The following is a 25,970-nucleotide window of genomic DNA, read 5'->3' as shown; positions in this document are numbered from 1 at the left end:
AAGGAGGATTCCATGACCACCGCACACGACTCGGCCACCGCCGCCGCTTCCGGAGCCAGCGCGACCGAGCGGTTCAAGAGCGACAAGCCCTCCGGCGTGTCGGACACGCCGCCGGAGCGGGTCAGCCTGCTCGCCCGCTCGGTGCTCGACGCCGTGCACTCCACCATCCGCGAGCACAAGGTGACCTACGACGAGTTCAACGCCCTCAAGGCGTGGCTGATCAGCGTCGGCGAGGACGGCGAGTGGCCGCTGTTCCTCGACGTCTGGGTGGAGCACGTCGTGGAGGACGTCGCCACCGGACACCGCGAGGGCAACAAGGGCACCATCGAAGGCCCCTACTACGTCCCGGACGCCCCCGAGCAGGGCGCGAGCGGGCCGGTGCCGATGCGCGACGACGAGCCCGGGACTCCGCTGACCTGGAAGGGCCGCGTCACCTCCACCGACGGCTCGGCACTGGCCGGGGCGAAGGTGGAGCTGTGGCACGCCGACGCCGACGGCTACTACTCGCAGTTCGCCCCGGGCATCCCGGAGTGGAACCTGCGCGCCTCGTTCACCGCCGACGCCGACGGCAACTTCGAGATCCGCACGGTGCGTCCTGCTCCGTACCAGATCCCCACGGACGGGGCGTGCGGCAAGCTCATCTCCGCAGCCGGTTGGCACGCCTGGCGCCCGGCGCACCTGCACGTCAAGGTCTTTGCCCCGGGCCACGAGCTGCTGACCGCGCAGCTGTACTTCCCTGGCGACGCCCACAACGACGACGACATCGCCTCAGCGGTCAAGCCCGAGCTGATGCTCGCCCCCAAGCCCGCAGACGGCGGCGAGGTCATCGACTACAGCTTCGTCCTCGACCCCGCCTGACCAAAGGCCCGGCTGAGAATCGGTTTGCTTGGCTGTGCGGGTAGCGGAACCTGACCCGCCATCCGGACTCCGTGCGCCACTCCTTGTGTATGCCGCTTACCCAGGGGTGGACATCGGCGTCGCGGCGTACTCGCCAGACGGCGGGTGAGAGATCCCCACAGGGGAAGGCACTGCGGTGTGGGTGGTGGGGAAAGTTCTCATGAAAACTTCCCCCACCACCCACACCTGAAACAGCGGCTACCGCAGCGAACTGAAAGACACCTACAGTCCACAGGAGACACTCTCGTGCTTTACCACATCCGCATGAACGTGAACCTGCCGCCGGACATGGATCCGGAGGAGCGAGCGGACCTCCTCGCTCGCGAGAAGGCCTACAGCCAGAAGCTGCAACGCGAGGGCAAGTGGCCGCACATCTGGCGGATCGCGGGCGAGTACGCGAACTTCTCGGTGGTCGACGTCGCCGACCACGACGAGCTGCACGCGCTGCTGTCCGGCCTGCCGCTGTTCCCGTACATGGACATCGAGGTCTCACCGCTGGCGGTGCACCCGTCCAAGATCGCGGACTGAACCACTGCTCCGCGCACTGTTTTTCGATCTCCGGATGCCGGGTGTCGATCGTGGGCACCCGGCATCCTCATGACCGAGGGGGGATCTTGACCAGCACGCTGGAAGAGGTCGACGACGAGAGGCCGACCCGGCGAGGGCGGTTCGAACGCCCCGACTCCCCCGCCACCCGCCCACGCCAGGTGTTGCGGGACCTCAGCGGATCGTCGGCGGCCGGCGGGATCGTCGGGCTGGTGTTCTCCGCGAGCGGGCCCATCGCGGTGATCCTCTCCGCCGGTACGCATGGCGGACTCAGCCCGGGCCAGCTCGCGTCGTGGGTGTTCGGGGTGTTCTTCCTCAACGGCATCCTCACCGCCATCGCGTCCTGGGTGTACCGGCAGCCGCTGGCGTTCTTCTGGACGATTCCCGGTACCGTCGTGGTCGGCTCCTCGCTGAACCACCTGCCGTGGCCGGAAGTGCTGGGCGCCTTCGTCGTCACCGCGCTGCTGATCCTCGTGATCGGCCTGACCGGCTGGGTGCGCACGATCATGTCCGCCCTCCCGATGCCCATCGTGATGGCGATGGTCGCGGGGGTCTTCCTGCAGTTCGGGCTCGACCTCGTCACCGCGACCGGCACGGAGGTCGGTCTCGCCGCCCCGATGGTCGTGGTCTTCGTCGCGCTGAGCGTGTTCCCGAAGGCCGGGCGGTTGATGCCACCCATCCTGGGCGCGCTGATCGCCGGTGCGCTCGCCGTCGCCGCGTCCGTCCGGTTCCAGCTCGCGCAGGGGGCTTGGCTCGCGCAACCGGTGCTGCAGGCACCGGTGGTCTCGTAGCGAGCGATCGTCGAGCTCGTCGTCCCGCTCGCGATCACCGTGCTGGTGGTCCAGAACGGTCAAGGCGTCGCGGTGCTCAAGCGGGCAGGCCACGAGCCCCGGACGAACGTCGCGGCGATCCTGTGCGGGCTCTGGTCGTTGCCGATGGCCGCGGTCGGTGCCGTCTCGACCTGCCTGACCGGCCCGACGAACGCGCTGCTGGTGGCCTCGTGCGAGCGGTCCCGCCAGTACACCGCGGGAATCGTGAGCGGCCTCGGGGCGATCGTGGTGGGGCTGTTCGCGCCCGCACTGGTCCGTTTCATGCTGGCCACTCCCCCGGCGTTCATCGCCGTGCTCGGAGGTCTGGCGATGCTGCGCGCGTTGCAGGGCGCGTTCGTGACCGCGTTCCACTCGCGCTTCACCTTCGGCGCGCTGATCGCATTCCTCGTGACGGTCTCCGGAGTCCACCCGCTGAACATCAACGCGGCCTTCTGGGGCCTGATCGCGGGAGTCGTGGTCTCGTGGGCGCTCGAACGCGCCGATTTCGCCGAACGCGACGCGCCGTCGCGGTGACCCGCTCAGCCGGCAGCGACGACTCGGCTGGCGCGGCGGGCGAGAGCGAGCAGCAGCAGGGCTGTGATCGCGAAACCCGCCGCGCTGAGCGGCAGCACTCCTGGTCCGGAACCGGTGAGGATGACCCCGCCGCCTGCGGCTCCGATGGACACGCCGAGGTAGGTGCCGGAGGTGTTGAGCGCCAGCGCCTGCCCGGAGACCGGCCCCGCGAGCCGGTGGAGCCGGGCTTGGATCGCCGGTGAGTTCCAGAACGCCATGCCGCCCCAGACCGTGGCCACGGCGAGCACGAGCGGCAACGACGCAGGGCGGCTCGCCCAGAGCGCCCACAGCGCCACCATCGCCGCGACGATCACGCTGACGCCGAAGAGCAGGGCGCGATCGGCACCCCAGCGGTCGGTGGCGAGGCCGCCGAGCCAGATCCCCGCCATGCCGGCGATTCCGGCGAGGCTGAAGGCGACCGCGCGGCCCTCGACCCCGGCCGTCGTCGTCTCCGCGAGGTACGGGGCGAGGTAGGTCAGCATCATCATGGATCCGGTCATGAGCACGCAGTTGGCCAGCAACCCCAGCACGATCGGGAGCTGTCGCAGCGTGCGCACTTGCTCGACCAGCGCAGGAGCCTCCTCAGGGCCCTCCGACCGGGGCAGTGCCGAGAGCATGAGCACGACCACGAGCGCTCCAGCGATCGCCATTGCCGCGAAAGTCGCTCGCCAGCCGAAGGTTCCGCCGATCCAGGCGCCGACGGGCACCCCGGCGGCGATCGAGCCGGTGACGCCCAGCGAGACCACGGCGATGTAGGTGCCGACCCTGCCTTCGGGGGCGTGACGTGCCGCGAACGCGAACAGCGCCGGTGTGCAGCCGGCCGCCGCGAGCGCGGCGAGCACCCGCAGCACCATCAGGACCGCGAACGACGGAGTCATGGCCGCAGCGGCGTTCGCCGCGACGAACGTCAGCAGCGCGACCGCGAACAGCCTGCGGCGCGGCACCCGCGCCAGGGCGACGGCGGCGAGGGGTGCCGCGACGGCGACGGTCGCGGAGAACGCGGTCACCAGCTGTCCGGCCTGCCCTTCACCGACACCGAGCTCGCCCGCCAGCTCGGGGAGGATGCCCGCGATCACGTAATCATCGGTGTAGAGCACGAACGCGGCTGCGAGCAGCCCGAACAACCATCCTGGCAACCTGATCACCCTCGTCGCGCGGTCACGAGCACCATGCGGAGCTGCGCCCGCAGGACGGTCCGGATCCGGTCGACGCTGAGACCCCCGTGCGGCGTCACCGAGTCGATGGTCAAACCCCCGATCACCGCGGAGAGCTGAGCTGCGGCGAGATCGGCTTCGGGCACCCCGAGCGCGTCCAGCGCCTCCCGCAGGACCGCGGCCAAGTCCTCCCCCATGCGCTCGGCCATCGCCCGGAACACCGGCATCGTACGCGAAGCCGTGATGAGCTCGACCACCATGATGGCCTCCTCACGGCGAGCGTCGTCGACGGGCATGACCGCCTCGACCATCGCTTGTGCGGCGTCGAGCGCGGCATCGCCCCGCACACCGCGCAGGTGCTCGACCGGGTGCTCGGCGAGACGGCGGCCCATCCGGGCCCCCGCTTCCTCCGCCGCGGCGGCGAGCAGGTCCTGGTGCCCCGCGAAGTAGTGCCGCACCGAACCGATGTTCAGACCCGATTCGTCGGCCACCTTCCGCAGCGACACGCTCTGCCAACCGTCGGCGACGACGAGCCGGAACGCCGCCTCCACCACCTGCTGCCGCCGCTCCTGCGGATCGATCCGCGCCGGCACGGCTCAGCCCCTCCGCCTGGAGACGCGCTCCTCGTCCCAGACCGGCTCGTCGCGCTCGCGCACGTCACCGTCGGCGCCGAACACCAGGAACCGCTCGAAGTCCCGGACGAACCAGCGATCGTGCGTGACCGCCAGCACCGTTCCCCGGTACGACCGCAGCGCCCGCTGGAGCGCTTCCGCCGAGACGAGGTCCAGGTTGTCGGTGGGTTCGTCCAGCAGCAGCATCGTCGCCCCGCCGAGTTCGAGCATCAGGATCTGGAACCTGGCCTGCTGCCCGCCGGAGAGCGATTCGAAGCGCTGCTCGGCTGATCGGGCCAGCTCGTAGCGAGCGAGCACCCTGGACGCGTCTTCACGCGGCATGCCCGCGCGGTGCTCATCGCCCCGGTGCAGGATCTCCAGCAACGTGCGGCCGACGAGGTCCGGGCGCGCCCGGTTCTGGACGAACGCGCCCGGTCTCACCCGCGCTCCCAGCCGGGCGGACCCCGCGCTCTCGACGGGCTCGATGACGACGTCCCCGACCGGCTCCTGCTCCGGCGCAGGATCGGTGCCGCCCGCGGCCAGCAGACGCAGCAGGTTCGACTTCCCCGATCCGTTGGACCCGAGCACCGCGATCCGGTCGCCGTACCACGCCTCGAAGTCGAAAGAGCGCATCAAACCGGTCAGTTCCAGCGACTCGCAGGTGAGCACCCGCTTGCCGGTGCGCCCGCCGCGCAGCCGCATGTCGAGGTGCTGCTCCCGAGGCTGCTCCTCCGGGGGGCCGGCCTCTTCGAACCGGGTCAGACGGGTTTGCGCCGCCCGGTAGCGGGACGCCATGTCGGAGTTGTAGGCGGCCTTCTGCTTGTACATCAACATGAGCGAGCGGAGCTTCGCGTGCTCCTCGTCCCACCGCCGGCGCATCTCGTCCAGCCGCTCGAAGCGCTGTTCCCGCGCTTCGCGGTAGGTCTCGAAGCTGCCCGCGTGCTCCCACGAGGTGTTGCCCGCGGCGCCGAGTTCCAGCGTGACGATCGAGGTGGCGGTGCGTGCCAGAAGTTCCCGGTCGTGGCTGACGTAGAGCACGCCTTTGGTGGTGGAGCGGAGCTGGTGCTCCAGCCAGCGCTTTCCCGGAACGTCGAGCGAGTTGTCCGGCTCGTCCAGCAGCAGCAGATCGTCCGGGCCACGCAGCAACGCCTCCAGCGCGAGCCGCTTCTGCTCACCACCGGACAGAGTGGACAGAGGGCGATCTCGGCACCGCTCGAAAGGCACGCCGAGAGCCGCGACCGCGCAGGTGTCCCACAACACCTCCGCGTCGTAACCGCCCGCGTCGCCCCACGCGGCGACCGCCGAGGCGAAGGACATCTGCGATTCCGCAGTCCCGCGCTCCTCCATCGTCGCTTCAGCCCGCGCCAGCGCCGCCGCCGCGTCCCTGATCCGGGCAGGCGCGACCGACAGCAGCAGCTCGCGCACCGTGCTGCCGGAGATGAACTGGCGCATCACACCCAGGCCGCCCTCGCGCGTCACCGCCCCGGATTCCGGCGCGAGCTCGCCGATGACGGTCCGCAGCAACGTCGTCTTCCCGGTGCCGTTCGCACCGATCAGCGCGACCCGCTCTCCGCCGCCGACGCTGAACGACACATCGCGCAGCAGCTGCCGACCGTCGGCGAGCGAGTAGGCCACCGAGCCCACGTCCAACCGTGCCATGTCCACAAAATATCACAGTTGTGATAAATAGGCCCGCCCCACCATCTCGGCGACCGCTGACGCAGAGCCGGCGGAGCCGTCGAAGCCGTTGCGCGAAAAGGAATTTTATGGCTCTTCGCCGCGTCGGATACGTTCCGGCTCATGGAGTGGAACTACGCGACGGCCGGGGAACTCCGGACCGCTCTGCGCGGCGGTGAGGTGACCTCGGCGGAGCTGACCGACGCGGCGATCGCTCGCATCGAGCGGGATGACGGGGCGATCAACGCGATCTGCGCACCTGACTTCGACCGGGCTCGGGACGCCGCGCTGCGAGCCGATCGGGCGCGCGCACGAGGCGAGGACCGGCCGCTGCTCGGCATCCCGGTGACCGTCAAGGAATCCTACGACATCGCCGGGCTGCCCACCACCTGGGGCATGCCCGAGCACCGCGACTTCGTACCGGAGCAGGACGCGGTGCAGGTCTCGCGACTCCGCGACGCCGGAGCGGTGGTGCTCGGCAAGACCAACGTCCCCTTGGGGCTGCAGGACCTGCAGACCTTCAACGAGATCTACGGGACCACGCACAACCCGTGGGATCACAGCCGGACGCCGGGCGGGTCCTCCGGAGGTTCGGCGGCGGCCCTGGCAGCCGGTTTCGGAACGTTGTCGATCGGCTCCGACATCGGCGGCTCGCTGCGCACACCCGCGCACTTCTGCGGCGTCTACGCGCACAAACCCACTGTCGGGCTGGCGGCCAGCCGCGGGATGGTCGCGCCGACCACGCCCGCGCTGCCGGTCGACCTCGACCTCGCCGTCGTCGGGCCCATGGCGCGCACCGCACGCGATCTCTCCCTGCTGCTCGACGTCATGGCCGGGCCGGACCCGCTGACTTCCGGCGTGGCGCACCGGTTGTGCCTGCCGCCCGCGCGTCACCGGCAGCTCGGCGACTTCCGAGTCCTGGTCCTCGACCAGCACCCGCTCATCCCGACCGCGGAGGCGGTGAAAGCGGGTGTGGAACGGGTGGCTTCGGCGCTCTCCGACGGCGGGGCCCGCGTCGAGAGGCGCAGTCCGCTGCTGCCCGACCTGGCCGAAGCCGGGTCGCTCTACACGACGTTGCTCGTCTCCGGCTCCACCGCGCGCTTCCCGGTCGAAACCTACGAGCAGCTGCGGATCCGGGCGGCCGAGCTGAGCGCGGACGACACGAGCCTCGACGCGGCACGACTGCGCGCGATGGTGTTGAGCCACCGCGACTGGAAGGAGGCCGACCACACTCGCCAGCTCCACCGCCGCCGATGGCGCGAGCTGTTCGCCGAGTTCGACGCCGTGGTGTGCCCCGTCTCGCCGACACCCGCGTTCCCGCACGACCACACCCCCGATCCGCGGCAACGCCAGCTCGACATCGACGGAGTCGAGCGCCCCTACTTCGACCAGATCGTCTGGGCCGGCCTGGCCACCATGCCAGGCCTGCCCGCCACCGCCGCACCAGCGGGCCGAAGCCCCGGAGGCCTGCCGGTGGGAGTGCAGATCATCGGCCCGATGTTCGAGGACCGGACACCGCTGCGGCTGGCCGAGCTCCTCGAACGGCGGATCGGCGGCTTCCAGCCCCCGATCACCACCGGAGATGCGCTGCGCAGGTGAAACCCCGTGGACGTACGCGAGGAACGCGCGCGAGGGTCCCACCTCCCGGCATGGCGCGCGATCTGGATCCGTCGAACGGCTGATCCTGGTGCGATCGGGGTTTGGGGGATCTCGCAGGTGCCAACCCCGAGGGGCGGTGATGACCACGATCCACCAGGGAGGCCGGCAGCCGAACCGTCCAGGATCCACGACCTCGTCGCAGCGCTCCGCCGCAGTTGCGAAGAGCGCCTGACGTCGTGACGTGGTCGTGTGGGAAGCACTGCAGGTGAACGGGTTTCGCACCCGGCGACCGCGGACCGGATCACGCCCGGGCGTGACACCGACCGCTGAGGGGTGGGGCATGGCTGCCGCAACGACGAACCGAGGACGATGGCCTCACCGGCGCGAGCGGAACCGGCCCACACCCGAAGACGTGACGATCGTCGAGGAGCCGAAGGTCCGCCGAGCGGTGGCGGCCGCGGCCATCGGGAACACGATGGAATGGTTCGACTTCGGTGTCTTCAGCTACATCACCGTCGTCATCAGCCAGGTGTTCTTCCCGTCGAGCAGCCCGACCGCTCAGCTGCTGTCCACCTTCGCCACCTTCGCGGTGGCGTTCCTCGTGCGGCCGCTGGGCGGCTTCTTCTTCGGCCCGCTCGGCGATCGCATCGGACGCCGCAAGGTCCTCGCCATCACGATGGTCACCATGGCCGCCGGAACCTTCGCGATCGGCCTCATCCCCAGCTACGCCACCATCGGCATCGGCGCCCCCATCCTGCTGCTCGTCGCCCGCCTCGTGCAGGGTTTCTCGACCGGCGGGGAGTACGGCGGGGCAACGACGTTCGTGGCCGAGTTCTCGCCGGACCGCAGGCGGGGTTTCATGGGCAGCTGGCTGGAGTTCGGCACGCTCGTCGGGTATTCGCTGGGCGCCGCCGTCGTGACCATCTTGACGATCACGCTCCCCGAGGACGCCCTGCTGAGCTGGGGGTGGCGCATCCCGTTCCTGCTCGGCGGACCGCTCGGGCTGATCGGGCTCTACCTCCGGTTCCGGCTGGAAGAGACACCCGCCTTCCAGCAGAACGACCAATCCGACGACGCCGACGAGGCCGAGGAGAACCCGCGCAACACCTTCCGCGAGATCTTCCTGGACAGCTGGCGGCCGCTGCTGGTCTGCATCGGTCTGGTGCTGGTCTTCAACGTCACCAACTACATGCTCACCGCCTACATGCCGACCTACCTGACCGTCGTCCTCGGCTTCAGCCACCCGCAGTCGCTCGTGCTGGTGCTGGCCGTGCTGGTCCTGGTGATCGGCTTGGTCGTGCGGCTGGGCTGGCGTTCGGACCAGGTGGGACGGCTGCCGATCGTCACGGCGGGAAGCGCCGCGCTCATCGTGCTCGCGGTGCCGATTTTCCTGCTGATGAGCCTCGGGCACTGGTGGTCGGTGTTCCTGGGCATCCTCCTGCTGGGTGTCATCCTGGTCTGCTTCAGCGGAACCCTGCCCTCGACGATCCCGGCCCTGTTCCGCACGCCGGTCCGCTACGGCGGTGTGTCGATCGGCTTCAACATCGCCGTGGCCCTCTTCGGCGGCACCACGCCGCTGATCTCCGAGGCGCTGATCGGGTCCACCGGCAGCCCGATCGCCCCGGCGTTCCTGCTGGTGCTCGCGGGCGCCGTCGGCCTCGTGGCGGTGCTGTTCACCCCCGAGTCCGCTCGCCGGGCGCTCCCCGGCTCCGCACCGACGGCCGCCAGCCCCGCAGAGGCGCGCAAGACCGCCCGCGAGCAGCGCCACGACACCGCCGAGGAACCGGAGGGCTGACGAGGTTGTGCTGACCGCTCACCGGTGCGGAGACGGCGTTTCGAGGAGGTGACCGGCAGGCGTGGAGGACCGCCGAGGAGCTGATGACGAGAACGTGCCGCGCGGCGGGGGTCCGGTGGACGCTTCCGGCGAGCGGACCGCCTGGACGCTCTGGCTGTGGCTGGCCGGCGTCGCCGTGGTGCTGTGCACCGCCGGCGCGGTGCTGCTGTTCCTGTGGCTGCCGGAGATGACCTGGGTCGCATGGGTTCTGGCGATCCTCGCGGTGATCGCAGCGGCCGACCTCTGCTGGCTCGCGCAACGCGGGCGCGGCTGACCTCCATTCGACGGAATGCCTCGTCAGGCAGGTGCTCCCGCGTTCCCGGATCGGGGTGGGGAACTTCTCGTGAGAACGTCCCCGCCTCCTCCACCGAGCGAACCCCCGTCCTCGGCGTAGGCGCGGGCCTGGATGGTGAACAGTTCCCGGTACAGGCCGTGCGCTTCCATCAGCTCCTCGTGGGTCCCGGACTCCGCCACCTCTCCCGCCCGCATGACCACGATGCGGTGGGCGTGGCGGACGTTGGCCAGCCGGTGGGTGACCAGGATCGTGGTCCGGTGCCCACCGTCGCCGCGCGATCCCCTGGTCGCGTGCTGGAGCCCGGCGAACACGCGTGCCTCCGCCTTCGCGTCCAGCGCCGCGGTCGGCTCGTCTGCCACCAGCACCGACGCTCCGCCGCGGTAGATGCCCCGGGCGACACCGATGCGCTGCCACCCGCCGCCGGAGAGCTCGTGCCCCCGCCGGAACTGGCGCGAGAGCACGGTGTCGTGCCCGTGGGGAAGCCCTGCGAGGACGCTGTCGGCGCCGGACTCGCCCAGCGCGGCGTCCCACCTGCCGTCGAACGGTTCGTCGGCTGCCAGGTTCCCGATCCGGACGTTGGTGGCGGCGGTCATCGGCCACCGGGCCGGGCTCTGGTCGATCAGCGCGATCTGCTCGGTGACGCCCCGGGGTTCCACCTCCGCCAGGTCAACCTCGTCCCACAGCACTCGCCCCTCGGTCGGCGGGTACAAACCGGTGAGCACCTTGCCCAGCGTGGTCTTGCCGGACCCGTTCTCGCCGACGAGGGCGACGACTTCGCCCCGGTGGAACGTCAGGTCGATGCCGCGCAGGGACGCCTCTTCCGCGCCCGGGTAGCGGAACGACACGCTCTCCAGCCGGATCGTCGCCGGATCACGCGGGGCGGGCACTCCCCTGACCGGCCGGCTCCGCCTCCCCGCCTCGGCGAGCAGCTGCTGGTAGAAGCGCAGGTAGAACGAGTGCTCGTAGAGCCGGTTCACCGAGACCATCGTGATCGACAGCGAGCTCGCGGCCGCGCGCATCGCGATGACCGCGGCGCCCGCGATGGTTAGCGGCATCGCCCCGGTGTAGAGCAGCAGTCCGAGCATGCAGTACGCCAGGCCCGTGCCGATTCCGGCGAGCGTGCGGCCGATCAGCCGCGTCCGGGTCTGGCGGTGCTCGGCGCGAATCGCTTCGGCGGTGACCTGATCGGCGATGCGGCGGTGCTCCACCAGCAGGGGCTCCTGCAGGTTCAGCGCTGTGCGCTCGGTGCTCACGTCCCGGGCCACGAGCAGGTTCTCGGCGACGTGCAACCGAAGCCGCCGGGCGACCAGGCTCAGGAAGCTCAGGTACCCCTGCTTCGCGGCGCGCATCGACGCCCACGCCTCGGCCGCGGTCGGCAGCAGGAGCACCGGGAGCAACCACGGGTTGAGCAGCGCGGCCGTCACCAGCGCCGCGGTGAGCGAGACGAGGGCCGAGGAGATCTGGGTGATGCTGCGGATGCCCGATTCCACGGCTTGCACGCCCTGGTACCCGCCTTGGCGGGCCAGTTCCTGGAAGTCGGGGTCTTCCCATGCCAGCAGCTCCACCTCAGCGACGGCCGCGTTGAGGCGGTCCTGCGCGGCCCGGCGCACGAGCGGCATCAGCACGCCCTCGACCGCTGAGACCGCGGTCTGCAGCAGACCGCGCAGTGCGAAGGCCGCGACCACCATTCCGATCGCCGGGAGTGAGGCCACCACGCGCTCGGGCGTGGGACCCGTCGTCAACAGCTGCGTCAGGACTCCGGCCGTGGCGAACAGGCCGAAAGCCGACGCGCAGCCCGAGGCCAGCTGGACGACGCCGGCCAGCACGGTGCGGCGCGGTGCGGCCTCGAAGGCGAGGCCGATCACCAGACCGGCCGCCGTCGGCAGCTCGCGCACGGTCTGCCACAGCCCCGCGCCGGCGACCTTCTGGTCCACGTCCGCCCACACGGGCGGTTCCAGGTCTTCCACCCCGATCAGCGGGCCGGGCGCCGTGGCGCGCTCCTGAGTTCCGCTCGTGCCCTGCGGCATGTGACCCGCTTCCCGTCGACACCACTGCCGGGACCCCAGTTCCCCCACCGGCGACCTCAAGGCTGCCGCAGTGCTTCGTCCACGGGTCGTCGTTCACGCGGAAATGGTTCTTCAGGAGCCGGTTTCACACCTTCGGCCGCGCCGTTGCTCACCCGGAAGCCGCAACGCCGGCGGGGCTCGGCGTTGCGGTCCTCTCGCGGCTGGGTCGGCGGCTCAGGATTGCGCCGAGGGGTCCGGACGGACGTCGGTCACCGGGTCGTCGTCCGCCGGAGGTTCGGCGTCGAGCGACTCGTCGGCGCGCTGGCTCTGACCGCTGCGCAGGTGCGCCTGCATCTCCTTCTCCAGCTCGTCGTCCTTCTTCGGTCCGTGCTTGTCCGAGCCTCGCTCCATGATGTCGGCTCCTTCCCGTCCACGAGCTCCTCGTCCCCGGCCCTACCCGCATCGGGGCCCGCGGAAACCGAGGGGGAAGTCCGATGTGGACCTGGGACGCAGGTCAGCTCTGCGGGCTCAGCCCCGCGACGACCAGGTGGAGGAGTCGTTGCGCCTCGGCAGCGGGGTCGCGGCGGTGCTCGGTGGCCAGCGCGATGCCGACAGCGAGCGCGATGAGGTCCCCGACGGTGGTGCCCGGCGTCACGGCACCGTCCTGGGCAGCGCGGTGCAGCAGCGGACTCGCCGCCTCTTCCAGCAACGCCGAGCAGGCGTTGTCCTGCGCGGCGCCGGATCCGTCGTCGTAAGCCAGCGCGACCGCCAGGCCCCTGGCGGTGACGCAGTAGTCGACGACCTCGTGGAGCCAGCCCAGCAGCGCCTCCCGGCTGTCGTCCTCGCTCGCGAGCTCGTGCGCGCGGACGCGCAAGGCCTCGATCCGCTTGCGGGAGACCGCCTCCAAGACGGCCCGACGACTGGGGAAGTGCCTGCGCACGGTCCCCGATCCCACCCCTGCGGTGCGGGCGATCTGCTCCAGGGAGGCCTCGGCTCCGCGAGCGGCGACCTCCTCCTCCGCCACCGCGAGGATGCGCGCGTAGTTGCGCCGGGCGTCGGCGCGCTGCTGGTCAGGCATGGGACGTCTCCGTGCTTGCTAAGCGGCGGGGTCCGCCGTATCGTACCGGAACGAAAACGGCGGGGCCCGCCGTTTATTGCTCGCCCTGGAGGAGCACCATGCCGACCGATACCGCCCCCGTCCTGGTCACCGGCGCCACGGGCAAGCAGGGCGGCGCGACCGCCCGCGCCCTGCGCGCCGCCGACGTTCCGGTCCGCGCTCTTGTGCGCGACCCGTCCGCACCTCGCGCGGAGGCCCTCGAAGCGCTCGGGGCCGAGCTGGTCACCGGCGATCTCCACGATCGCGATTCCCTGCTCCGGGCCGCAGAGGGCGCCCGCGCCGTCTTCTCCGTGCAGATGCCCGAGATCACCTCAGCGGGGTTCGACTTCGACGGCGAGGTGGCTCAAGGCGTCAACCTCGTCGAGGCCGCAGCGGCCGCCGGAGTGCCGCAGTTCGTGCACACGTCGGTCACCGGCGCAGGTCGGCACGCCGAGATCCCCGGCTGGGACGAGACCCGCTGGCCGTCGATGCACGCCACCCTGTCCGCCAAGACCGCGATCCAGGACCGCGTCCGCGCAGCGGGGTTCCGGCGCTGGACCCTGCTCAAACCCGGCACCTTCATGGAGAACTTCCTGCCGTCGACGGCATTCCTGTTCCCGCGCGGGATCGAAGGCGGCCTGGTGAGCGTCCTGCGTCCCGACACCCGGCTCTCCCTGGTCGCGGTGGCCGACATCGGTGCCGCAGCCGCCGCCGCGATCGCAGCACCCGAGCGATTCGACCGCGTCGAGCTGGAACTGGCCGGCGATCACCTGTCGATGACCGAGATCGCCGAGACCCTCTCCCGGACCCTGGGCAGGTCGTTGTCCGCACCGGACATGACCGAAGAGCAGGCCTTCGCCGCGGGAATGCCGCCGATGGGCGCCTCGCACGCGTGGCTGAACGTGGCGGGCCAGCCAGGTCGTCCGGCACACGCCAGAGCTCTGGGCATCCCGCTGACCAGCTTCGAAGCGTGGGCGCACGAGCACATGAGCGACGCCGTCGACCCGAACCGGAAGACCGGGCTCATTAATTAGGGTAGCCTAACCATCATGGATCTGATCTGCAGCGCGGCGGAGCTGGAAGGCGTCGTCGGGGCGAGACGCCTGCCGGTCATGATGAAGACGATCGACCGGCTCGACCCGCACTGCGTCGCGCTGCTCGCACGCTCCCCCTCGGCGGTGCTCGGCTACGCCGACGGCGAGCACCACCTGCGCACCGAGGCCATCGGCGGCGCGCCGGGCTTCGCGGAGCCCCTCAACCCCTCGCGCCTGCGACTCCCGCTCCCGAGCGCGGCAGCACCGGGAACAGGCGCCGCCCTGCTGGTGCTGCTGCCCGGCTGGCGCGAAACCCTGCGCATCAACGGACATCTGGACGAGAACGGACTCGTCGTCCGGGAAGCGTTCCTGCACTGCGGGAAGGCGGTGATCCGGTCGGACCTGTGGGGCCGCTCCACCGGAGCACCGAACGGGGACACCAGCGCCGAGGACCCCGAACTAGGGCCCGAGGCGGCAGCTTTCCTCGCCACCGCGCCGTTCGCGACGGTCACCTCCCGGGACCGGGACGGCAATGCCGACACCAGCCCGCGCGGTGATCTGCCGGGGGTGCTCCGGCAGATCGGGCCGACGACGATCGCGATCGCCGATCGGCCTGGCAACAAGCGCACCGACACGTTCCACAACCTCGTCGACGACCCCGAGGTGGCGATCCTCGCGATGACGCCCGGCGACGAGCGAACGCTGGAGATCAGCGGCACGGCGACCATCAGCACCGATCCGGCCCTCCGGGAGTCGATGTCGGAGCGCAATCGCGCGCCCAAGGTCGTGCTGCTGGTCGAGGTCACGCGCGCGAGGCTCGCGGCCTCCGCGGCGGTCCGCGACGCCCGGCTCTGGAACCGCGATCAGCACATCGATCCCGCGGAACTCCCTCGCCCGTCGGCGATCTGGGCCGACCACGTCAAGCTCAACGGCACGAGGGGAACCGCCGCGCGCGCCGTGCGGGCGGCGGCCAACGAACGCCTCCTCCGCACCGGCCTCAGCCTCGACTACAAGCAGAACCTGTAGCCAGCCTCCGCCAGATCGAAGGTCCGGATCACCGCGGGCATTCCCTAGGCGGTGATACCGGAAACCCGCTCGCTCCCATCACTTTCGGTCCGACCGTAGGCGGCGGCGAACCGGACGCCCGCCGAGAGCCGCGAGTTCCCGTGCGGATGCGGGCGCCCGAGCCCTGCGTCGTGAGGCGGTGGAGCGAGCTACGAGTAGCTGACGGGGAGGTCCTTGATCCCGTTGAGCCACCCGGAGCGGAGTCGTGCGACCTCCCCCGCCCGGCGGATGTCCGGGGCCATGTCGGCGACGGCGTCGAAGATCTGACGGATCTCCATGCGGGCGAGGTTCGCGCCGATGCAGTAGTGGGCGCCGTGCCCGCCGAAACCGAGGTGCGGGTTGGGGTCTCGGCTGATGTCGAAGGTGAACGGATCGGTGAACACGTCGTCGTCGTAGTTGGCGCTGGCGTAGAACAGCCCGACGCGCTGCCCCTTCTTGATCTCGACCCCGCTCAGCTCGGTGTCCTCCAGGGCCGTGCGCTGGAACGAGGTGACGGGGGTGGCCCAGCGGACCACCTCGTCCATCATCGTCCCCGGGCGCTGGTCCTTCCACAGCCGCCACTGCTCGGGGTTGTCGAAGAACGCGTTCATCCCGTGGGCGGTGGCGTTGCGGGTGGTTTCGTTGCCCGCCACCGCGAGAGCGATCACGAAGAAGCCGAACTCGTCGTCGGTGAGGCCTCTGCCGTCGACGTCGGCCTTGACGAGCTTGGTGACGATGTCGTCGCGCGGGTTCTCGCGGCGGTCGGCGGCCAGGACCATCGAGTACATCAGGACTTCGGCCGCGGCCGCTTCGGGATCGTTGTCCTCCCGCGCCAGGTCCGGGTCATCGGAACCGGTCATCTGGTTGGTCCAGTCGAAGATCTTGCGCCGGTCTTCGGCCGGGATGCCGAGCATGTCGCCGATCACCTCGAGCGGGAACTGCGAGGCGATCTGGTCGACGAAGTTGCCGCCACCGGTCTCGACGGCCTCGCCGACGATGCGCCGCGCGCGCTCCTCCAGCGCCTCCTCCAGCGCGCCGATGGCGCGCGGGGTGAAGCCCCGGCTGATGATCTTCCGGAGCTGCGTGTGCTCGGGCGGGTCCTGGTTGATGATCACGACCTTGCTCGGCTCGACCGATTCGCGGGTGGCCGTCTCCGGGTTGCGGATGATCACCGCGTTCTCGTGGCTGCTGAACACCTTGGTGTTCCTGGAGACGGCGGCGACGTCGGCGTGCTTGGTCAGGGCCCAGTACCCGGTCCCGGATTCCTGGGACATGCCTGCGCGCGCCTCGGGAACCTGCTCGACCCAGCAGATCGGAGCGGCACTGCGCAGGGCGGCGAACTGCTCGTGCGGAACGCCGCGGAGGTTGAGGTCGGGGTCGGTGAAGTCGAAGCCTGCGGGCAACGGTGTGACCATGACCGCAGACCATACACATTCTGGAAAGTGTATGGAATGGGATACTGGAAGCATGCGAGCGCACGGATGGGCAGGCAGTCCCCCGGCGGACGCCTCGGAGGCACGAGCCAGGATCCTGGCGGCGACCCGGGAGCGCCTGACCGATGCCGGCAACACCAGCACCGCCGAGATCGCCGAGCGGATCGGCATCACCCGGCAGACCGTGTACCGCTACTTCCCCACCACCGAAGGGCTGCTCAACGCCGCCGCGAACCAGGCCATCGCCGACCTCACCGCGGACCTCGTCGAGCACGTCCGGGAGCACCTGGCCGCGACCGGCGGGGACGCCGGTGACGCGGCGGTCGAGGTCGTCGCCTACGTCTTCGAGCACCTGCGCGACGATCCGGCGTTGAACCGCCTGCTCGCACCCGGCCGGATGAGCGGCACCGTCGCCAACCTGACCTCCACGTCCTCGATCGACATCGGCCGGAACCTCATCACCGGCTTCGGGATCGACTGGAAGGCGTTGGGCTGGGACGAGGACAGGCAGCGCGAGCTGGTCGAGCACCTGCTGCGAACGCTGCAGTCACTGGTCCTGGACCCGGGCGAGCCGGCCCGCTCCGGCGCCGAACTGCGCTCCTACCTGCAGCGTTGGCTCGCCCCGGCACTGCGCTAGCAGCACGCGGCACTGGCCAGCGCGCGGAGGCGGAGGTGTTCTCGACCGGGGATCCGGGTAGGCCCCGGGGCGAGGACGTTCGTCGATTCCCGCACGAGGCGGGGAGGGAGCGAAGCACAGTGCCGCAACAAGCGTGGAACCAGAAGCAGGAACGGCAGTACCAGCACATCAAGGAGCAGACCCGGCAGCGCGGCTCCAGCGAGAGCCGGGCCGAGGAGATCGCGGCGCGCACGGTGAACAAGGACCGAGCTCAGCGAGGACAGGCCCGGCAGCGCAGCAAGACCTCCGTGCAGGACCTCTCCCCCGAACGCCGGGGCGGCCTCCGGTCCGGGAACCGCGAAGGACCTGGCGGACGCACGAAGCAGCAGCTCTACGACGACGCCCGCCGAGCGCACGTAGAAGGACGCTCCAAGATGTCCAAGAGCGAGCTCGAACACGCGCTGCGCGAGAAGCGTTGACGATCGGACGGGTCCGCGGCGGACGCCCGCGGATCGGGGCTGCGCACGGCAACCCCGATCCGCGTTCAGGCGCCGCTCAGTCCGACGCGCCCACTGGCTCCTTCTCCTGTTCGCCCGAGCTGTGCGTCGGGGCCACCAGCGGAGGCTGGGCACCGACGTCCCCGAAGTCCTCGCGCAGCCACCGGGTCAGCGAGACCGCGACGATCACCAGCACGAAGATCAGCGGGAACGCGGTGATGATGGACAACGTCTGCAGGGCTTCGAGTCCGCCGGTGTACATCAGCACGACCGACACGACCGCGAGCACGATCGCCCAGAAGACCCGGTGCCACCGCGCGGGTTCCACGTCCTGCGGCAGGTCCTTGGACGCCACCGCGGCCATGGTGTAGGCCGAGGAGTCCAGCGTGGTGGCCAGGAAGACCACCATCAGCAGCAGGAAGGCCACCACCGCGAACGATCCCAGCGGGAGGTGCGCCAAGGTGGCGATGATGCCGGCCGTGTCGCCCTGGTTCTGCACGATGTCGGCCACCGGCACGACGTCGGTGATCTCGAAGTACAGCGACGTGTTGCCCAGCAGCATGAACGCCAGCCAGCACCCGGCGCTGCCCGCCAGGCACATCGCGCCGATCATCCCGCGCACCGTGCGCCCCTTGGAGATCTTGGCCGTGAACAGGCCCACGAACGGCGCGTAGGCGATCCACCAGCCCCAGTAGAAGATGGTCCAGGTCTCCTCGAAGCGCGAACCGCCCACCGGGTCGGTGTAGAAGCTCATCTCCACGAAGTTCTGCAGCAGGATCCCGGCGCTCTGGGTGAACGTGTCGATCAGGAACACCGTCGGGCCCAGAACCAGGATGAACAGCCCGAGGCCGAGCGCCAGCCACACGTTGATGTCGGCCAGCCGCTTGAGCCCCTTCTGCATGCCCAGGAACACGCTCACGCCGAACAGCCCGGTCCAGATCACCACGATCCCGATGTCCAGCGGCGTGCCCTTCTCCAGCGGGGTCATCGCGGCGATGCCCTCGGACACCAGCGGGACCTCCAGGCCCAGCGAGGTGCCCGCGGCACCGATCAGGCCGAAGATGAACAGCACGTCGATGAGCCGTCCGAGCCAGCCGTCGGCGCGGTCCCCGATCACGCCGCGGCAGGCGTCGCTGAGCCGCAGCGTGCGCTGCTTGCGCACGTGGTAGACGTAGGCCAGCGCGAGCGCGGGCAGGCAGAACAGGCCCCACGCGGTGAATCCCCAGTGGAACAGCGGGTACGTGGCCGCCCAGTCGGCCGCCTCGGTGCTGCGGGGCTGGAGGCCCATCGGGGGTTCCACGTAGTAGTAGGACCACTCGATGACGCCCCAGTAGATGATCCCGCCGCCGATTCCCGAGGTGAAGATCATCGCGAGCCAGCTGCGCGTGGAGAACTCCGGTTCGTCGTCGCGGTCGCCGAACTTCACCCGGCCGTAGCGGCTGAACGCCAGCCACGCCAGGAAACCGGCGACCCCGGCGGCGAACCAGAGGTAGAGCCACCCGAACTTGCCGGTGAGCAGGCCGAGCACGCTGTCCAGGGCTTGCTGGCCGCGTTCCGGCGCGATCATCACCGGCACGCAGATGGCGGCCACCAGCAGCACCGAGAACCAGAAGATCCGTCTGTCGATCCGAACTTGTCCGCCTGTCGCGAGGATGACGGAAGCACCTCCACCACTGTCGTGGCCGGCATCTGCCGACCGTGCCTTGCCGTGCCGCGCGGGACCCGCGCCGGAGCGGCGTGACCGTGCGCGGTCGACGTCGGGCTGCGGGCGCTCGCCGAGCGGATGCGTTGCGATTCGACTGATGAGTCAGTTTCGCAATGCCGTACACAGTGGGCACCATTCGGGGATCCGTCAAGACCTCAATTCGATAACAGCAGGTACGAGGCCATATTCTTGTGTTTCCAGCACCCGCCCAACTCGGATTCGTCGTTGCGACGCACCCCTTCGTTGCGATTGTCGCAACAGCTGTTATCCTTCGTCCTCGTGGAGGAAGCGGAGTCGGCACTGCGCGACCGCGTGCGGCTCGTGCTGCGGGAGCACCCGGGCAGCCAGCGGGCGTTCGCCGAGCAGATGGGCCTGGACGCCACCAAGCTGTCCAAGTCGCTGGCCGGCACCCGGCGCTTCACTCCGGCCGAGCTCACCCGCATCGCCGAGGTCGGCAACGTCACGGTGAACTGGCTGATCAACGGCAGCGACGAGGTCGAGACCGTTGCCGCAGCGCCGCAGCGCTCGGCGGTGCTCGCCCGCACCACCGACGCGCGGGAAGCCGGGCGCCACCAGCAGATCTTGGACGCCGCCTGGCACCTCATCGCTGAGCACGGATACCACGCGGTGCGGATCTCCGACGTGGCGAAGGCGTGCGGGATCAGCGCTGCGACCATCCACTACCACTTCCCCGGGCGCGACGACCTGCTGACCGAAGCCCTGCGGCACTCGGTGCGGCAGGCCTACGACCGGCAGGTCGCGGAACTGCACAGCATCGACGACGCCCACGAGCGGCTGCTGCGGCTCGTCGACCTGCAGCTGCCCAAACCCGGCCTGCTCCGCCTGGAGTGGTCGATCTGGTTGCAGGTGTGGAACGAGAGCGCGCGCAACCCGAAAATGGGTGTGCTGCACTCGGATTCCTACACCCGCTGGCACGACACGATCGCCCGCACCATCCGGGAGGGGCAGCAGCAGGGCGTGTTCGTCGCCGACGCCGATCCCGAGGACCTCACGGTGCCCCTGACCGCGCTGATCGACGGCCTCGGCATCCAGGTCCTCACCGAGCGGCCCGGCCGTTCCGTGGAGCGCATGCAGCAGGTGCTGCACGACTACGTCGAACGAGAGATCGTCCGCCACTAGAAGGTGTTGATGAGTTGCTTTGCGTGGCGGTGCGGGTAGCGGAACCTGAGCGGCTCCGCCGCAATCCCCAACAGCCACTAGGACTCTCACCGCGCCCCCTCCCACGCCGCGAGGAGTTGCGCGCGGCTCTTCGATATTCGGTTGCTCGAAGCCATCGCGTACCGCACAGTCGAGGACCCGGCCGGAGTCCTCAGGGCGGATTCCGGATTCGCACGGGGGGAGGCAACGGCTGTGAAGGTCGTCATCTGCGGCGCTGGGATCGCCGGGCTGGCCGCGGCGTGGTGGCTGCAACACGACGGGCACGAGGTGATCGTCCTCGAACGAGCTCCCGCCCGGCACGGTGCGGGATACATGCTCGACTGCCGGGACCTCGGCTACGACGCGGCGGAACGCATGGGCTTGCTCCCCCTGCTGCGCGAGCGCGCGTTCCTGCTCTCCGAACTCGTCTACCACGACCACGACGGAACCGTGCGGGAGCGGTTCACCGACGAGGGGCCCACCGCCGACCGGATCGTCTCGCTGATGCGGGGCGATCTCGAAGCGATCCTGCACGACGCGCTGACCGGCTCCGCCGATGTGCGGTTCGGCACCAGCATCGCGGAGTTCACCAGCAACGACGACGAGGTCACCGCGCTCCTGACCGATGGTTCCGTCGAGCGAGCGGATCTCCTCGTCGGCGCCGACGGCGTTCACTCGCGAATCCGCGAGCTGGCCTTCGGTCCGGCGCGGCAGTTCGTCCGAGACCTCGGCTTCCACACCGCCGCCTACGTGTTCACCGACGAGTCGACGGCAGCACAGCTCGGCGACGCGCTGCACCTCGTGGAGGCTCCTGGCCTGCACGCCGGCGCCTACCCGGTCGGCGGAGACCGGGTTGCGGCCTTCTTCACCCACCGAACGCGGCCGGACTCACCCCTCCCCGATGATCCCGGCACGGCATTGACCCGGACCTACGGCGAGACCGGGTGGATCGTGCCCCACCTCCTCGATCAGCGCCCGGCCGAACTCTTCTACGACCGGGTTGCCCAGGTGCGGATGCGGAGGTGGAGCACCGGTCGCGTCGTGCTCGTCGGGGACGCGTGCCAAGCGCTGTCGCTGCTGACCGGTGAGGGCGCGGGCATGGCCCTGGCCGGCGCCGAAGCGCTCGCCCGGGAGCTGCGCCGGGACGACGGCGTGCCGGCCGCGCTCAGGCGCTACGAGGACCACCTCCAGCCCACCGTCCGGCGAGCGCAAGCCGACGGACGCGAGGCCGCGGAGGACTTCGTCCCGAGAAGGTCAGCAGCAGGGCGTGCGGGTCGCCGACACCGACCCTGAAGACCTCGCGGTGCTGCCGGGGCCGCATCGCGCGCGAGCGCAGAAGGCAGCGGCATCCGGGTCGCTCGGCCCTACCGCCGAAGCCGGTCCTGCGGTCGTCTGGAGTCCGGGGACGGAAAGCCCGCCACGCAGCGCACGGACCTGCGCGCGGGCATGACTGGAGTCCGGGGTGGTCGAAATGACCGGTCACAAGGAGTTCGTGGTGGGTGTCGACGGCTCGGAGGCGGGCAGCCGGGCGCTGCGCTGGGCGTTGCACGAAGCGAGAGCGCGCGGGGCCTCGGTCGCCGCGGTCATGGTGTGGCAGCGGCACGCCGTGCTCGGTGGTCCTGCCCCGCTGACGATGAACCCGCGGCTGGCGCCGCACCACGTGCGCGAGCAGCACCGGCAGGAGCTGATGCGCGTCGTCGATGAGTGCGCGGCAGGTGAGCATCTGCCGGAGCTGCAGGTCGAGCTCCGCGAGGGCCGTCCAGCCGAAGCCCTGACCGAGAGGTCGGCGTCCGCCTTGATGCTGGTGCTCGGGAACCGGGGCCACGGCCGCATCGCGGAAGCGGTGCTCGGCAGCACGGCGTTGCGCTGCATCCACAGCGCGCGTTGCCCGGTCCTGATCATCCCCGGTGGGGTTGACGTGGGCGGTACGAGCGCCGACACCGGGAACCGGGCGGTCGACCCGGTGCTCGGGTGAACGACGCGCGACAGCTCGCGTCCGCGCTCGGCGAGGGGGCGTGCCCGCGCGCCCGGCGGGTGCGATCGTGGGTGTCGTCCCGTTCTCACCGTGCCGAGGAGGCATGATGTCCGATCGCGAGCTTCGCTCCAGCCAGGTCACCGACGGCATCGAGCGCACGGCCGCGCGCGGCATGCTCCGCGCGGTCGGGATGCGCGACGACGACCTGGTCAAGCCGCAGATCGGCATCGCGTCGAGCTGGAACGAGATCACCCCCTGCAACCTCTCCCTGCAGCGCTTGGCGCAGGCGGCGAAGGAGGGCGTGCACCACGCGGGCGGCTTCCCGATGGAGTTCGGCACGATCTCGGTCTCCGACGGCATCTCGATGGGCCACGTCGGCATGCACTACTCGCTGGTCAGCCGCGAGGTCATCGCCGACTCGGTGGAGACGGTCGTGGAGGCCGAGCGCCTCGACGGCACCGTCCTGCTGGCAGGCTGCGACAAGTCCCTGCCCGGCATGCTGATGTCCGCAGCCCGGCTCGACCTGGCCGCGACCTTCGTCTACGCCGGGACGATCCTTCCCGGGCACGTCGACGGCCGCGAGGTCAACATCGCCGACGCGTTCGAGGCGGTCGGCGCCTGCGCCCGCGGCCTGATCAGCCGCGAGGAGCTGACCGAGATCGAGCGCGCCATCTGCCCGGGCGAGGGCGCGTGCGCGGGCATGTACACGGCGAACACGATGGCCAGCGCGGCCGAAGCGCTGGGCATGGCGCTGCCGGGCTCGGCGAGCCCGCCCGCCGTCGACCGGCGGCGCGACGGCATCGCCCGCGCCTCCGGCGAGGCCGTGATCGGACTGCTGGAGAAGGGGATCACCACCCGGCAGATCCTGACCCGGGAGGCGTTCGAGAACGCGATCGCCGTCGTCCTGGCCTTCGGCGGGTCGACCAACGCCGTGCTGCACCTGCTCGCGATCGCCACCGAGGCCGGCGTGCCGCTGGAGCTCGACGACTTCAACCGCATCGGCGATCGCGTCCCGCACCTGGCCGACGTCAAGCCCTTCGGCGCGCACGTGATGAGCACCGTCGACCAGGTCGGCGGTGTGCCGGTGGTGATGAAGGCGCTGCTGGACGCCGGTCTCCTGCACGGCGACGCGCTCACCTGCACCGGTCGCACCGTCGCGGAGAACCTCGCCGAGATCGACCCGCCGGACCTCGACGGGACCGTGATCCACGCGCTGAGCGACCCGATCCACCCGACCGGCGGCATCACCGTCCTGCGCGGATCGCTCGCCCCGGACGGGGCCGTGGTCAAGTCCGCGGGTTTCGACGCCGCCGAATTCCGCGGACGCGCACGGGTCTTCGACGGCGAGCAAGGCGCGCTCGACGCCGTGTCCAACGGGACCGTCGTGGCCGGTGACGTCGTGGTGATCCGCTACGAAGGCCCGCGCGGTGGCCCAGGGATGCGGGAGATGCTCGCCGTGACCGGGATGATCAAGGGAGCCGGGCTCGGCAAGGAGGTCCTGCTGGTCACCGACGGGCGGTTCTCAGGCGCGACGACCGGCCTGTGCATCGGGCACGTCGCTCCGGAAGCGACCGACGGCGGCACCATCGCGCTGGTGCGGGACGGCGATCCGATCGTGCTCAACATGACCACCAAGACCCTCGACCTCGACGTCCCGCAGCAGGAGCTGGACGAGCGGCGCAGCGCGTGGACCCCGCGCACCCCGGAGCGCCGCACGGGTGTGCTGGCGAAGTACTCGAAGCTGGTCGGTTCCGCGGCGAGCGGAGCCGTCTGCTCCTGACCCCTCGTCCACGGAGGACGTCGTGCGCAGGTGTGTCCCACGCCCTAGTCATCGCCCCAGTTGTGCCGGGAATTCCGTGGTCCATCGCCACTTCGGAGCTACCATCGCCTGATCATGAGCTCAGGTGAACTGCTCGCCATCAGCGACCTGCACGTCGCTGCTGAGGAGAACCAGGACATCGTCCGCAACCTGCACCCGCGCTCGGAGCACGACTGGCTGCTGGTCGCGGGAGACGTCGGCGAGATGTCCGAGGACATCAGCTGGGCGTTGGCGCTGCTGGCCGGGCGGTTCGAGAAGGTCGTCTGGGTGCCGGGCAACCACGAGCTGTGGACGCCGAAGCAGGACCCGCTGCAGCTGCGCGGGCAGGAGCGCTACCTCGAACTGGTGCGCCGGTGCCGGGACATCGGGGTGGTCACGCCCGAGGACGAGTTCCCGGTGTGGACCGGTCGCGGTGGCCCGGTCACCATCGCGCCGCTGTTCGTGCTCTACGACTACACGTTCCGCCCCGCCGGGACGTCGACCAAGGAAGAGGCGCTCGCGGTCGCGCACGACTCGGGTGTCGTGTGCACCGACGAGTTCCTGCTGCACCCCGATCCCTACCCGACCCGCGACGAGTGGTGCCGGGCCCGGCTGGACTACAGCGAGAAGCGCCTCGCCGCCTGCGATCCGGACCTGCCGACCGTGCTGGTCAACCACTACCCGCTGGTCCGCAAGCCGACCGACGTGCTGTGGTACCCGCAGTTCGCGCAGTGGTGCGGAACGGTGCGCACAGCCGACTGGCACCAGCGCTTCCGCGCCAAGACCGTCATCTACGGGCACCTGCACATCCCGCGCACCACCTACTACGACAGCGTCCGGTTCGAGGAGGTCTCGATCGGTTACCCCCGCGAGTGGAAGCGCCGCGGACTGCCCGACGAGCTGCTGCGACCGGTGTTCCCGGAGGCGGCATGATCGACCGGTTGCTGACGGAGGGCGTCGCGTGGGACGAGGCGTTCACCGACCCGCCGCAGGCGTGGCTGTTCCAGGAGGAGGAGCGGGAGATCGCCCGTGCCGTCGACAAGCGGCGCCGCGAGTTCACCACCGTCCGCCACTGCGCCCGGAACGCGCTGGCCGAGATCGGGGTGCCCGCCGTCCCGCTGCTGCCCGGCGAACGCGGCACCCCCGGCTGGCCACCGGGCGTGGTGGGCAGCATGACCCACTGCGCGGGCTACCGAGCGGCCGTGGTCGGACGCGACGATTCTGTGCGCACCGCGGGGATCGACGCCGAACCGCACGACGCGCTGCCCGACGGCGTCCTCGACGCGATCTCCCTGCCCGCGGAACGAGCCATGCTCACCACGCTCGCCGCCGCGGACCCGTCGGTGCACTGGGACCGCGTTCTGTTCAGCGCCAAGGAATCCGTCTACAAGGCGTGGTTCCCGCTGACCCGGAGGTCGCTCGACTTCGAAGACGCCGACATCACCCTCTCGCCGGACGGCACGTTCCACGCACGGCTGCTCCAGCGAGGCCCGCAGATCGATGGCGCACCGCTGACCTCGTTCACCGGACGATGGCTGGCCGAGCGAGGATTGGTCATCACCGCCATCGTCCGGAGTGCCGATCCGCTGTCGGCCCGAACGCGCTGAGCGCCG

The 25,970-nt window shown here is 70.4% G+C and carries 23 protein-coding genes and 1 pseudogene; 16 read left to right on the top strand and 8 right to left on the bottom strand.

Annotated features, from left to right (window positions below; translation table 11 throughout):
- The first annotated feature begins 12 nt into the window (after positions 1–12).
- The 3 genes and pseudogenes from catA to ACYVF3_RS12155 all read left to right on the top strand — a co-directional run bounded on the left by catA (position 13) and on the right by ACYVF3_RS12155 (position 2,786).
- Positions 13–858 (top strand): catechol 1,2-dioxygenase, encoded by an 846-nt coding sequence (gene catA, locus ACYVF3_RS12165; protein ID WP_461154335.1) that lies wholly within the window; start codon positions 13–15, stop codon positions 856–858.
- 285 nt (positions 859–1,143) lie between these two features.
- The gene (gene catC, locus ACYVF3_RS12160; RefSeq protein WP_461154334.1) at positions 1,144–1,425 is read left to right on the top strand and encodes a muconolactone Delta-isomerase; all 282 of its coding nucleotides are present in this window, start codon (positions 1,144–1,146) and stop codon (positions 1,423–1,425) included.
- 41 nt (positions 1,426–1,466) lie between these two features.
- Positions 1,467–2,786, top strand: a pseudogene (locus ACYVF3_RS12155) (benzoate/H(+) symporter BenE family transporter).
- 5 nt (positions 2,787–2,791) lie between these two features.
- Here the strand turns inward: ACYVF3_RS12155 and ACYVF3_RS12150 are convergent.
- Genes ACYVF3_RS12150 through ACYVF3_RS12140 form a run of 3 tightly spaced genes read right to left on the bottom strand, consistent with a single transcriptional unit; the run spans position 2,792 to position 6,249 of the window.
- Entirely contained in the window at positions 2,792–3,970 is a 1,179-nt protein-coding gene (locus ACYVF3_RS12150) for an MFS transporter (protein WP_461154333.1), read from the bottom strand.
- On the bottom strand, positions 3,967–4,572 hold the full coding sequence (locus ACYVF3_RS12145) for a TetR/AcrR family transcriptional regulator (protein WP_461154332.1): 606 nt from the start codon (positions 4,570–4,572) through the stop codon (positions 3,967–3,969). Before ACYVF3_RS12145 ends, ACYVF3_RS12150 begins: the two co-directional genes overlap by 4 nt.
- A 3-nt stretch (positions 4,573–4,575) precedes the next feature.
- The gene (locus ACYVF3_RS12140) at positions 4,576–6,249 is read right to left on the bottom strand and encodes an ATP-binding cassette domain-containing protein (RefSeq protein WP_461154331.1); all 1,674 of its coding nucleotides are present in this window, start codon (positions 6,247–6,249) and stop codon (positions 4,576–4,578) included.
- A gap of 141 nt (positions 6,250–6,390) precedes the next feature.
- Between ACYVF3_RS12140 and ACYVF3_RS12135 the strand changes: the two genes are divergently transcribed.
- From ACYVF3_RS12135 to ACYVF3_RS12125, 3 genes are all read left to right on the top strand, one after another.
- Positions 6,391–7,866: an amidase gene (locus ACYVF3_RS12135; RefSeq protein WP_461154330.1), complete on the top strand. Its 1,476-nt coding sequence runs from the start codon at positions 6,391–6,393 to the stop codon at positions 7,864–7,866.
- Positions 7,867–8,278: 412 nt separating this feature from the next.
- Positions 8,279–9,661, top strand: a complete 1,383-nt coding sequence (locus ACYVF3_RS12130) for an MFS transporter (RefSeq protein WP_461154329.1) — start codon at positions 8,279–8,281, stop codon at positions 9,659–9,661.
- A gap of 61 nt (positions 9,662–9,722) precedes the next feature.
- The gene (locus tag ACYVF3_RS12125) at positions 9,723–9,974 is read left to right on the top strand and encodes a hypothetical protein (protein WP_461154328.1); all 252 of its coding nucleotides are present in this window, start codon (positions 9,723–9,725) and stop codon (positions 9,972–9,974) included.
- A gap of 23 nt (positions 9,975–9,997) precedes the next feature.
- On the opposite strand, the gene ACYVF3_RS12120 is transcribed toward ACYVF3_RS12125, so the two are convergent.
- From ACYVF3_RS12120 to ACYVF3_RS12110, 3 genes are all read right to left on the bottom strand, one after another.
- On the bottom strand, positions 9,998–12,022 hold the full coding sequence (locus tag ACYVF3_RS12120; protein WP_461154327.1) for an ABC transporter ATP-binding protein: 2,025 nt from the start codon (positions 12,020–12,022) through the stop codon (positions 9,998–10,000).
- 213 nt (positions 12,023–12,235) lie between these two features.
- Complete coding sequence (locus ACYVF3_RS12115) at positions 12,236–12,412, bottom strand: hypothetical protein (protein WP_461154326.1); 177 nt, start codon at positions 12,410–12,412, stop codon at positions 12,236–12,238.
- Positions 12,413–12,515: 103 nt separating this feature from the next.
- A complete protein-coding gene (locus tag ACYVF3_RS12110) occupies positions 12,516–13,079 on the bottom strand; it encodes a TetR/AcrR family transcriptional regulator (RefSeq protein ID WP_461154325.1) in 564 nt (187 codons plus the stop codon).
- Between the two features lie 98 nt (positions 13,080–13,177).
- Between ACYVF3_RS12110 and ACYVF3_RS12105 the strand changes: the two genes are divergently transcribed.
- Together ACYVF3_RS12105 and ACYVF3_RS12100 are read left to right on the top strand one after the other, a co-directional pair.
- Positions 13,178–14,131, top strand: coding sequence for an NmrA family NAD(P)-binding protein (locus ACYVF3_RS12105; protein ID WP_461154324.1), 954 nt, complete (start codon positions 13,178–13,180; stop codon positions 14,129–14,131).
- A gap of 15 nt (positions 14,132–14,146) precedes the next feature.
- On the top strand, positions 14,147–15,157 hold the full coding sequence (locus ACYVF3_RS12100; protein WP_461154323.1) for a pyridoxamine 5'-phosphate oxidase family protein: 1,011 nt from the start codon (positions 14,147–14,149) through the stop codon (positions 15,155–15,157).
- Positions 15,158–15,345: 188 nt separating this feature from the next.
- Here ACYVF3_RS12100 and ACYVF3_RS12095 read toward each other — a convergent pair whose 3' ends face one another.
- Positions 15,346–16,590: a cytochrome P450 gene (locus ACYVF3_RS12095; RefSeq protein WP_461154322.1), complete on the bottom strand. Its 1,245-nt coding sequence runs from the start codon at positions 16,588–16,590 to the stop codon at positions 15,346–15,348.
- Between the two features lie 52 nt (positions 16,591–16,642).
- Between ACYVF3_RS12095 and ACYVF3_RS12090 the strand changes: the two genes are divergently transcribed.
- Both ACYVF3_RS12090 and ACYVF3_RS12085 read left to right on the top strand, forming a co-directional pair.
- Entirely contained in the window at positions 16,643–17,245 is a 603-nt protein-coding gene (locus tag ACYVF3_RS12090) for a TetR/AcrR family transcriptional regulator (protein ID WP_461154321.1), read from the top strand.
- 119 nt (positions 17,246–17,364) lie between these two features.
- Positions 17,365–17,703: a plasmid stabilization protein gene (locus tag ACYVF3_RS12085; protein ID WP_461154320.1), complete on the top strand. Its 339-nt coding sequence runs from the start codon at positions 17,365–17,367 to the stop codon at positions 17,701–17,703.
- A gap of 76 nt (positions 17,704–17,779) precedes the next feature.
- Here the strand turns inward: ACYVF3_RS12085 and ACYVF3_RS12080 are convergent, their stop codons facing one another.
- Complete coding sequence (locus tag ACYVF3_RS12080; RefSeq protein WP_461154454.1) at positions 17,780–19,336, bottom strand: BCCT family transporter; 1,557 nt, start codon at positions 19,334–19,336, stop codon at positions 17,780–17,782.
- A gap of 369 nt (positions 19,337–19,705) precedes the next feature.
- Between ACYVF3_RS12080 and ACYVF3_RS12075 the strand changes: the two genes are divergently transcribed.
- From ACYVF3_RS12075 to ACYVF3_RS12050, 6 genes are all read left to right on the top strand, one after another.
- Complete coding sequence (locus tag ACYVF3_RS12075) at positions 19,706–20,566, top strand: TetR family transcriptional regulator C-terminal domain-containing protein (RefSeq protein ID WP_461154319.1); 861 nt, start codon at positions 19,706–19,708, stop codon at positions 20,564–20,566.
- Between the two features lie 231 nt (positions 20,567–20,797).
- Entirely contained in the window at positions 20,798–21,877 is a 1,080-nt protein-coding gene (locus ACYVF3_RS12070; protein WP_461154318.1) for an FAD-dependent oxidoreductase, read from the top strand.
- A 178-nt stretch (positions 21,878–22,055) separates the two neighbouring features.
- Positions 22,056–22,559, top strand: coding sequence for a universal stress protein (locus tag ACYVF3_RS12065; protein ID WP_461154317.1), 504 nt, complete (start codon positions 22,056–22,058; stop codon positions 22,557–22,559).
- A gap of 106 nt (positions 22,560–22,665) precedes the next feature.
- A complete protein-coding gene (ilvD, locus tag ACYVF3_RS12060; RefSeq protein WP_461154316.1) occupies positions 22,666–24,339 on the top strand; it encodes a dihydroxy-acid dehydratase in 1,674 nt (557 codons plus the stop codon).
- Positions 24,340–24,453: 114 nt separating this feature from the next.
- Positions 24,454–25,290 carry a metallophosphoesterase family protein gene (locus tag ACYVF3_RS12055; RefSeq protein ID WP_461154315.1) on the top strand — a complete coding sequence of 279 codons (837 nt, stop codon included), beginning with the start codon at positions 24,454–24,456 and terminating at the stop codon, positions 25,288–25,290.
- Positions 25,287–25,964, top strand: a complete 678-nt coding sequence (locus ACYVF3_RS12050) for a 4'-phosphopantetheinyl transferase family protein (RefSeq protein WP_461154314.1) — start codon at positions 25,287–25,289, stop codon at positions 25,962–25,964. Before ACYVF3_RS12055 ends, ACYVF3_RS12050 begins: the two co-directional genes overlap by 4 nt.
- The last annotated feature ends 6 nt before the right edge of the window (positions 25,965–25,970 follow it).

The sequence above is a fragment of the Saccharopolyspora tripterygii genome (assembly GCF_054778355.1).
The sequence above is the reverse complement of the archived record's forward strand: the minus strand, read 5'-3'. Positions and strand labels throughout refer to the sequence as shown.

Excerpts from the sequence above, each read along its gene's own strand:
- ACYVF3_RS12110 (WP_461154325.1), bottom strand. The coding sequence starts at position 13,079 with ATGCCTGACCAGCAGCGCGCCGACGCCCGGCGCAACTACGCGCGCATC.
- ACYVF3_RS12120 (WP_461154327.1), bottom strand. The coding sequence starts at position 12,022 with ATGCCGCAGGGCACGAGCGGAACTCAGGAGCGCGCCACGGCGCCCGGC.
- ACYVF3_RS12090 (WP_461154321.1), top strand. The coding sequence starts at position 16,643 with ATGCGAGCGCACGGATGGGCAGGCAGTCCCCCGGCGGACGCCTCGGAG.
- ACYVF3_RS12135 (WP_461154330.1), top strand. The coding sequence starts at position 6,391 with ATGGAGTGGAACTACGCGACGGCCGGGGAACTCCGGACCGCTCTGCGC.
- ACYVF3_RS12055 (WP_461154315.1), top strand. The coding sequence starts at position 24,454 with ATGAGCTCAGGTGAACTGCTCGCCATCAGCGACCTGCACGTCGCTGCT.
- ACYVF3_RS12095 (WP_461154322.1), bottom strand. The coding sequence starts at position 16,590 with ATGGTCACACCGTTGCCCGCAGGCTTCGACTTCACCGACCCCGACCTC.
- catA (WP_461154335.1), top strand. The coding sequence starts at position 13 with ATGACCACCGCACACGACTCGGCCACCGCCGCCGCTTCCGGAGCCAGC.
- ACYVF3_RS12050 (WP_461154314.1), top strand. The coding sequence starts at position 25,287 with ATGATCGACCGGTTGCTGACGGAGGGCGTCGCGTGGGACGAGGCGTTC.
- ACYVF3_RS12105 (WP_461154324.1), top strand. The coding sequence starts at position 13,178 with ATGCCGACCGATACCGCCCCCGTCCTGGTCACCGGCGCCACGGGCAAG.
- ACYVF3_RS12065 (WP_461154317.1), top strand. The coding sequence starts at position 22,056 with ATGACCGGTCACAAGGAGTTCGTGGTGGGTGTCGACGGCTCGGAGGCG.
- ilvD (WP_461154316.1), top strand. The coding sequence starts at position 22,666 with ATGTCCGATCGCGAGCTTCGCTCCAGCCAGGTCACCGACGGCATCGAG.
- ACYVF3_RS12140 (WP_461154331.1), bottom strand. The coding sequence starts at position 6,249 with ATGGCACGGTTGGACGTGGGCTCGGTGGCCTACTCGCTCGCCGACGGT.
- ACYVF3_RS12115 (WP_461154326.1), bottom strand. The coding sequence starts at position 12,412 with ATGGAGCGAGGCTCGGACAAGCACGGACCGAAGAAGGACGACGAGCTG.
- ACYVF3_RS12100 (WP_461154323.1), top strand. The coding sequence starts at position 14,147 with ATGGATCTGATCTGCAGCGCGGCGGAGCTGGAAGGCGTCGTCGGGGCG.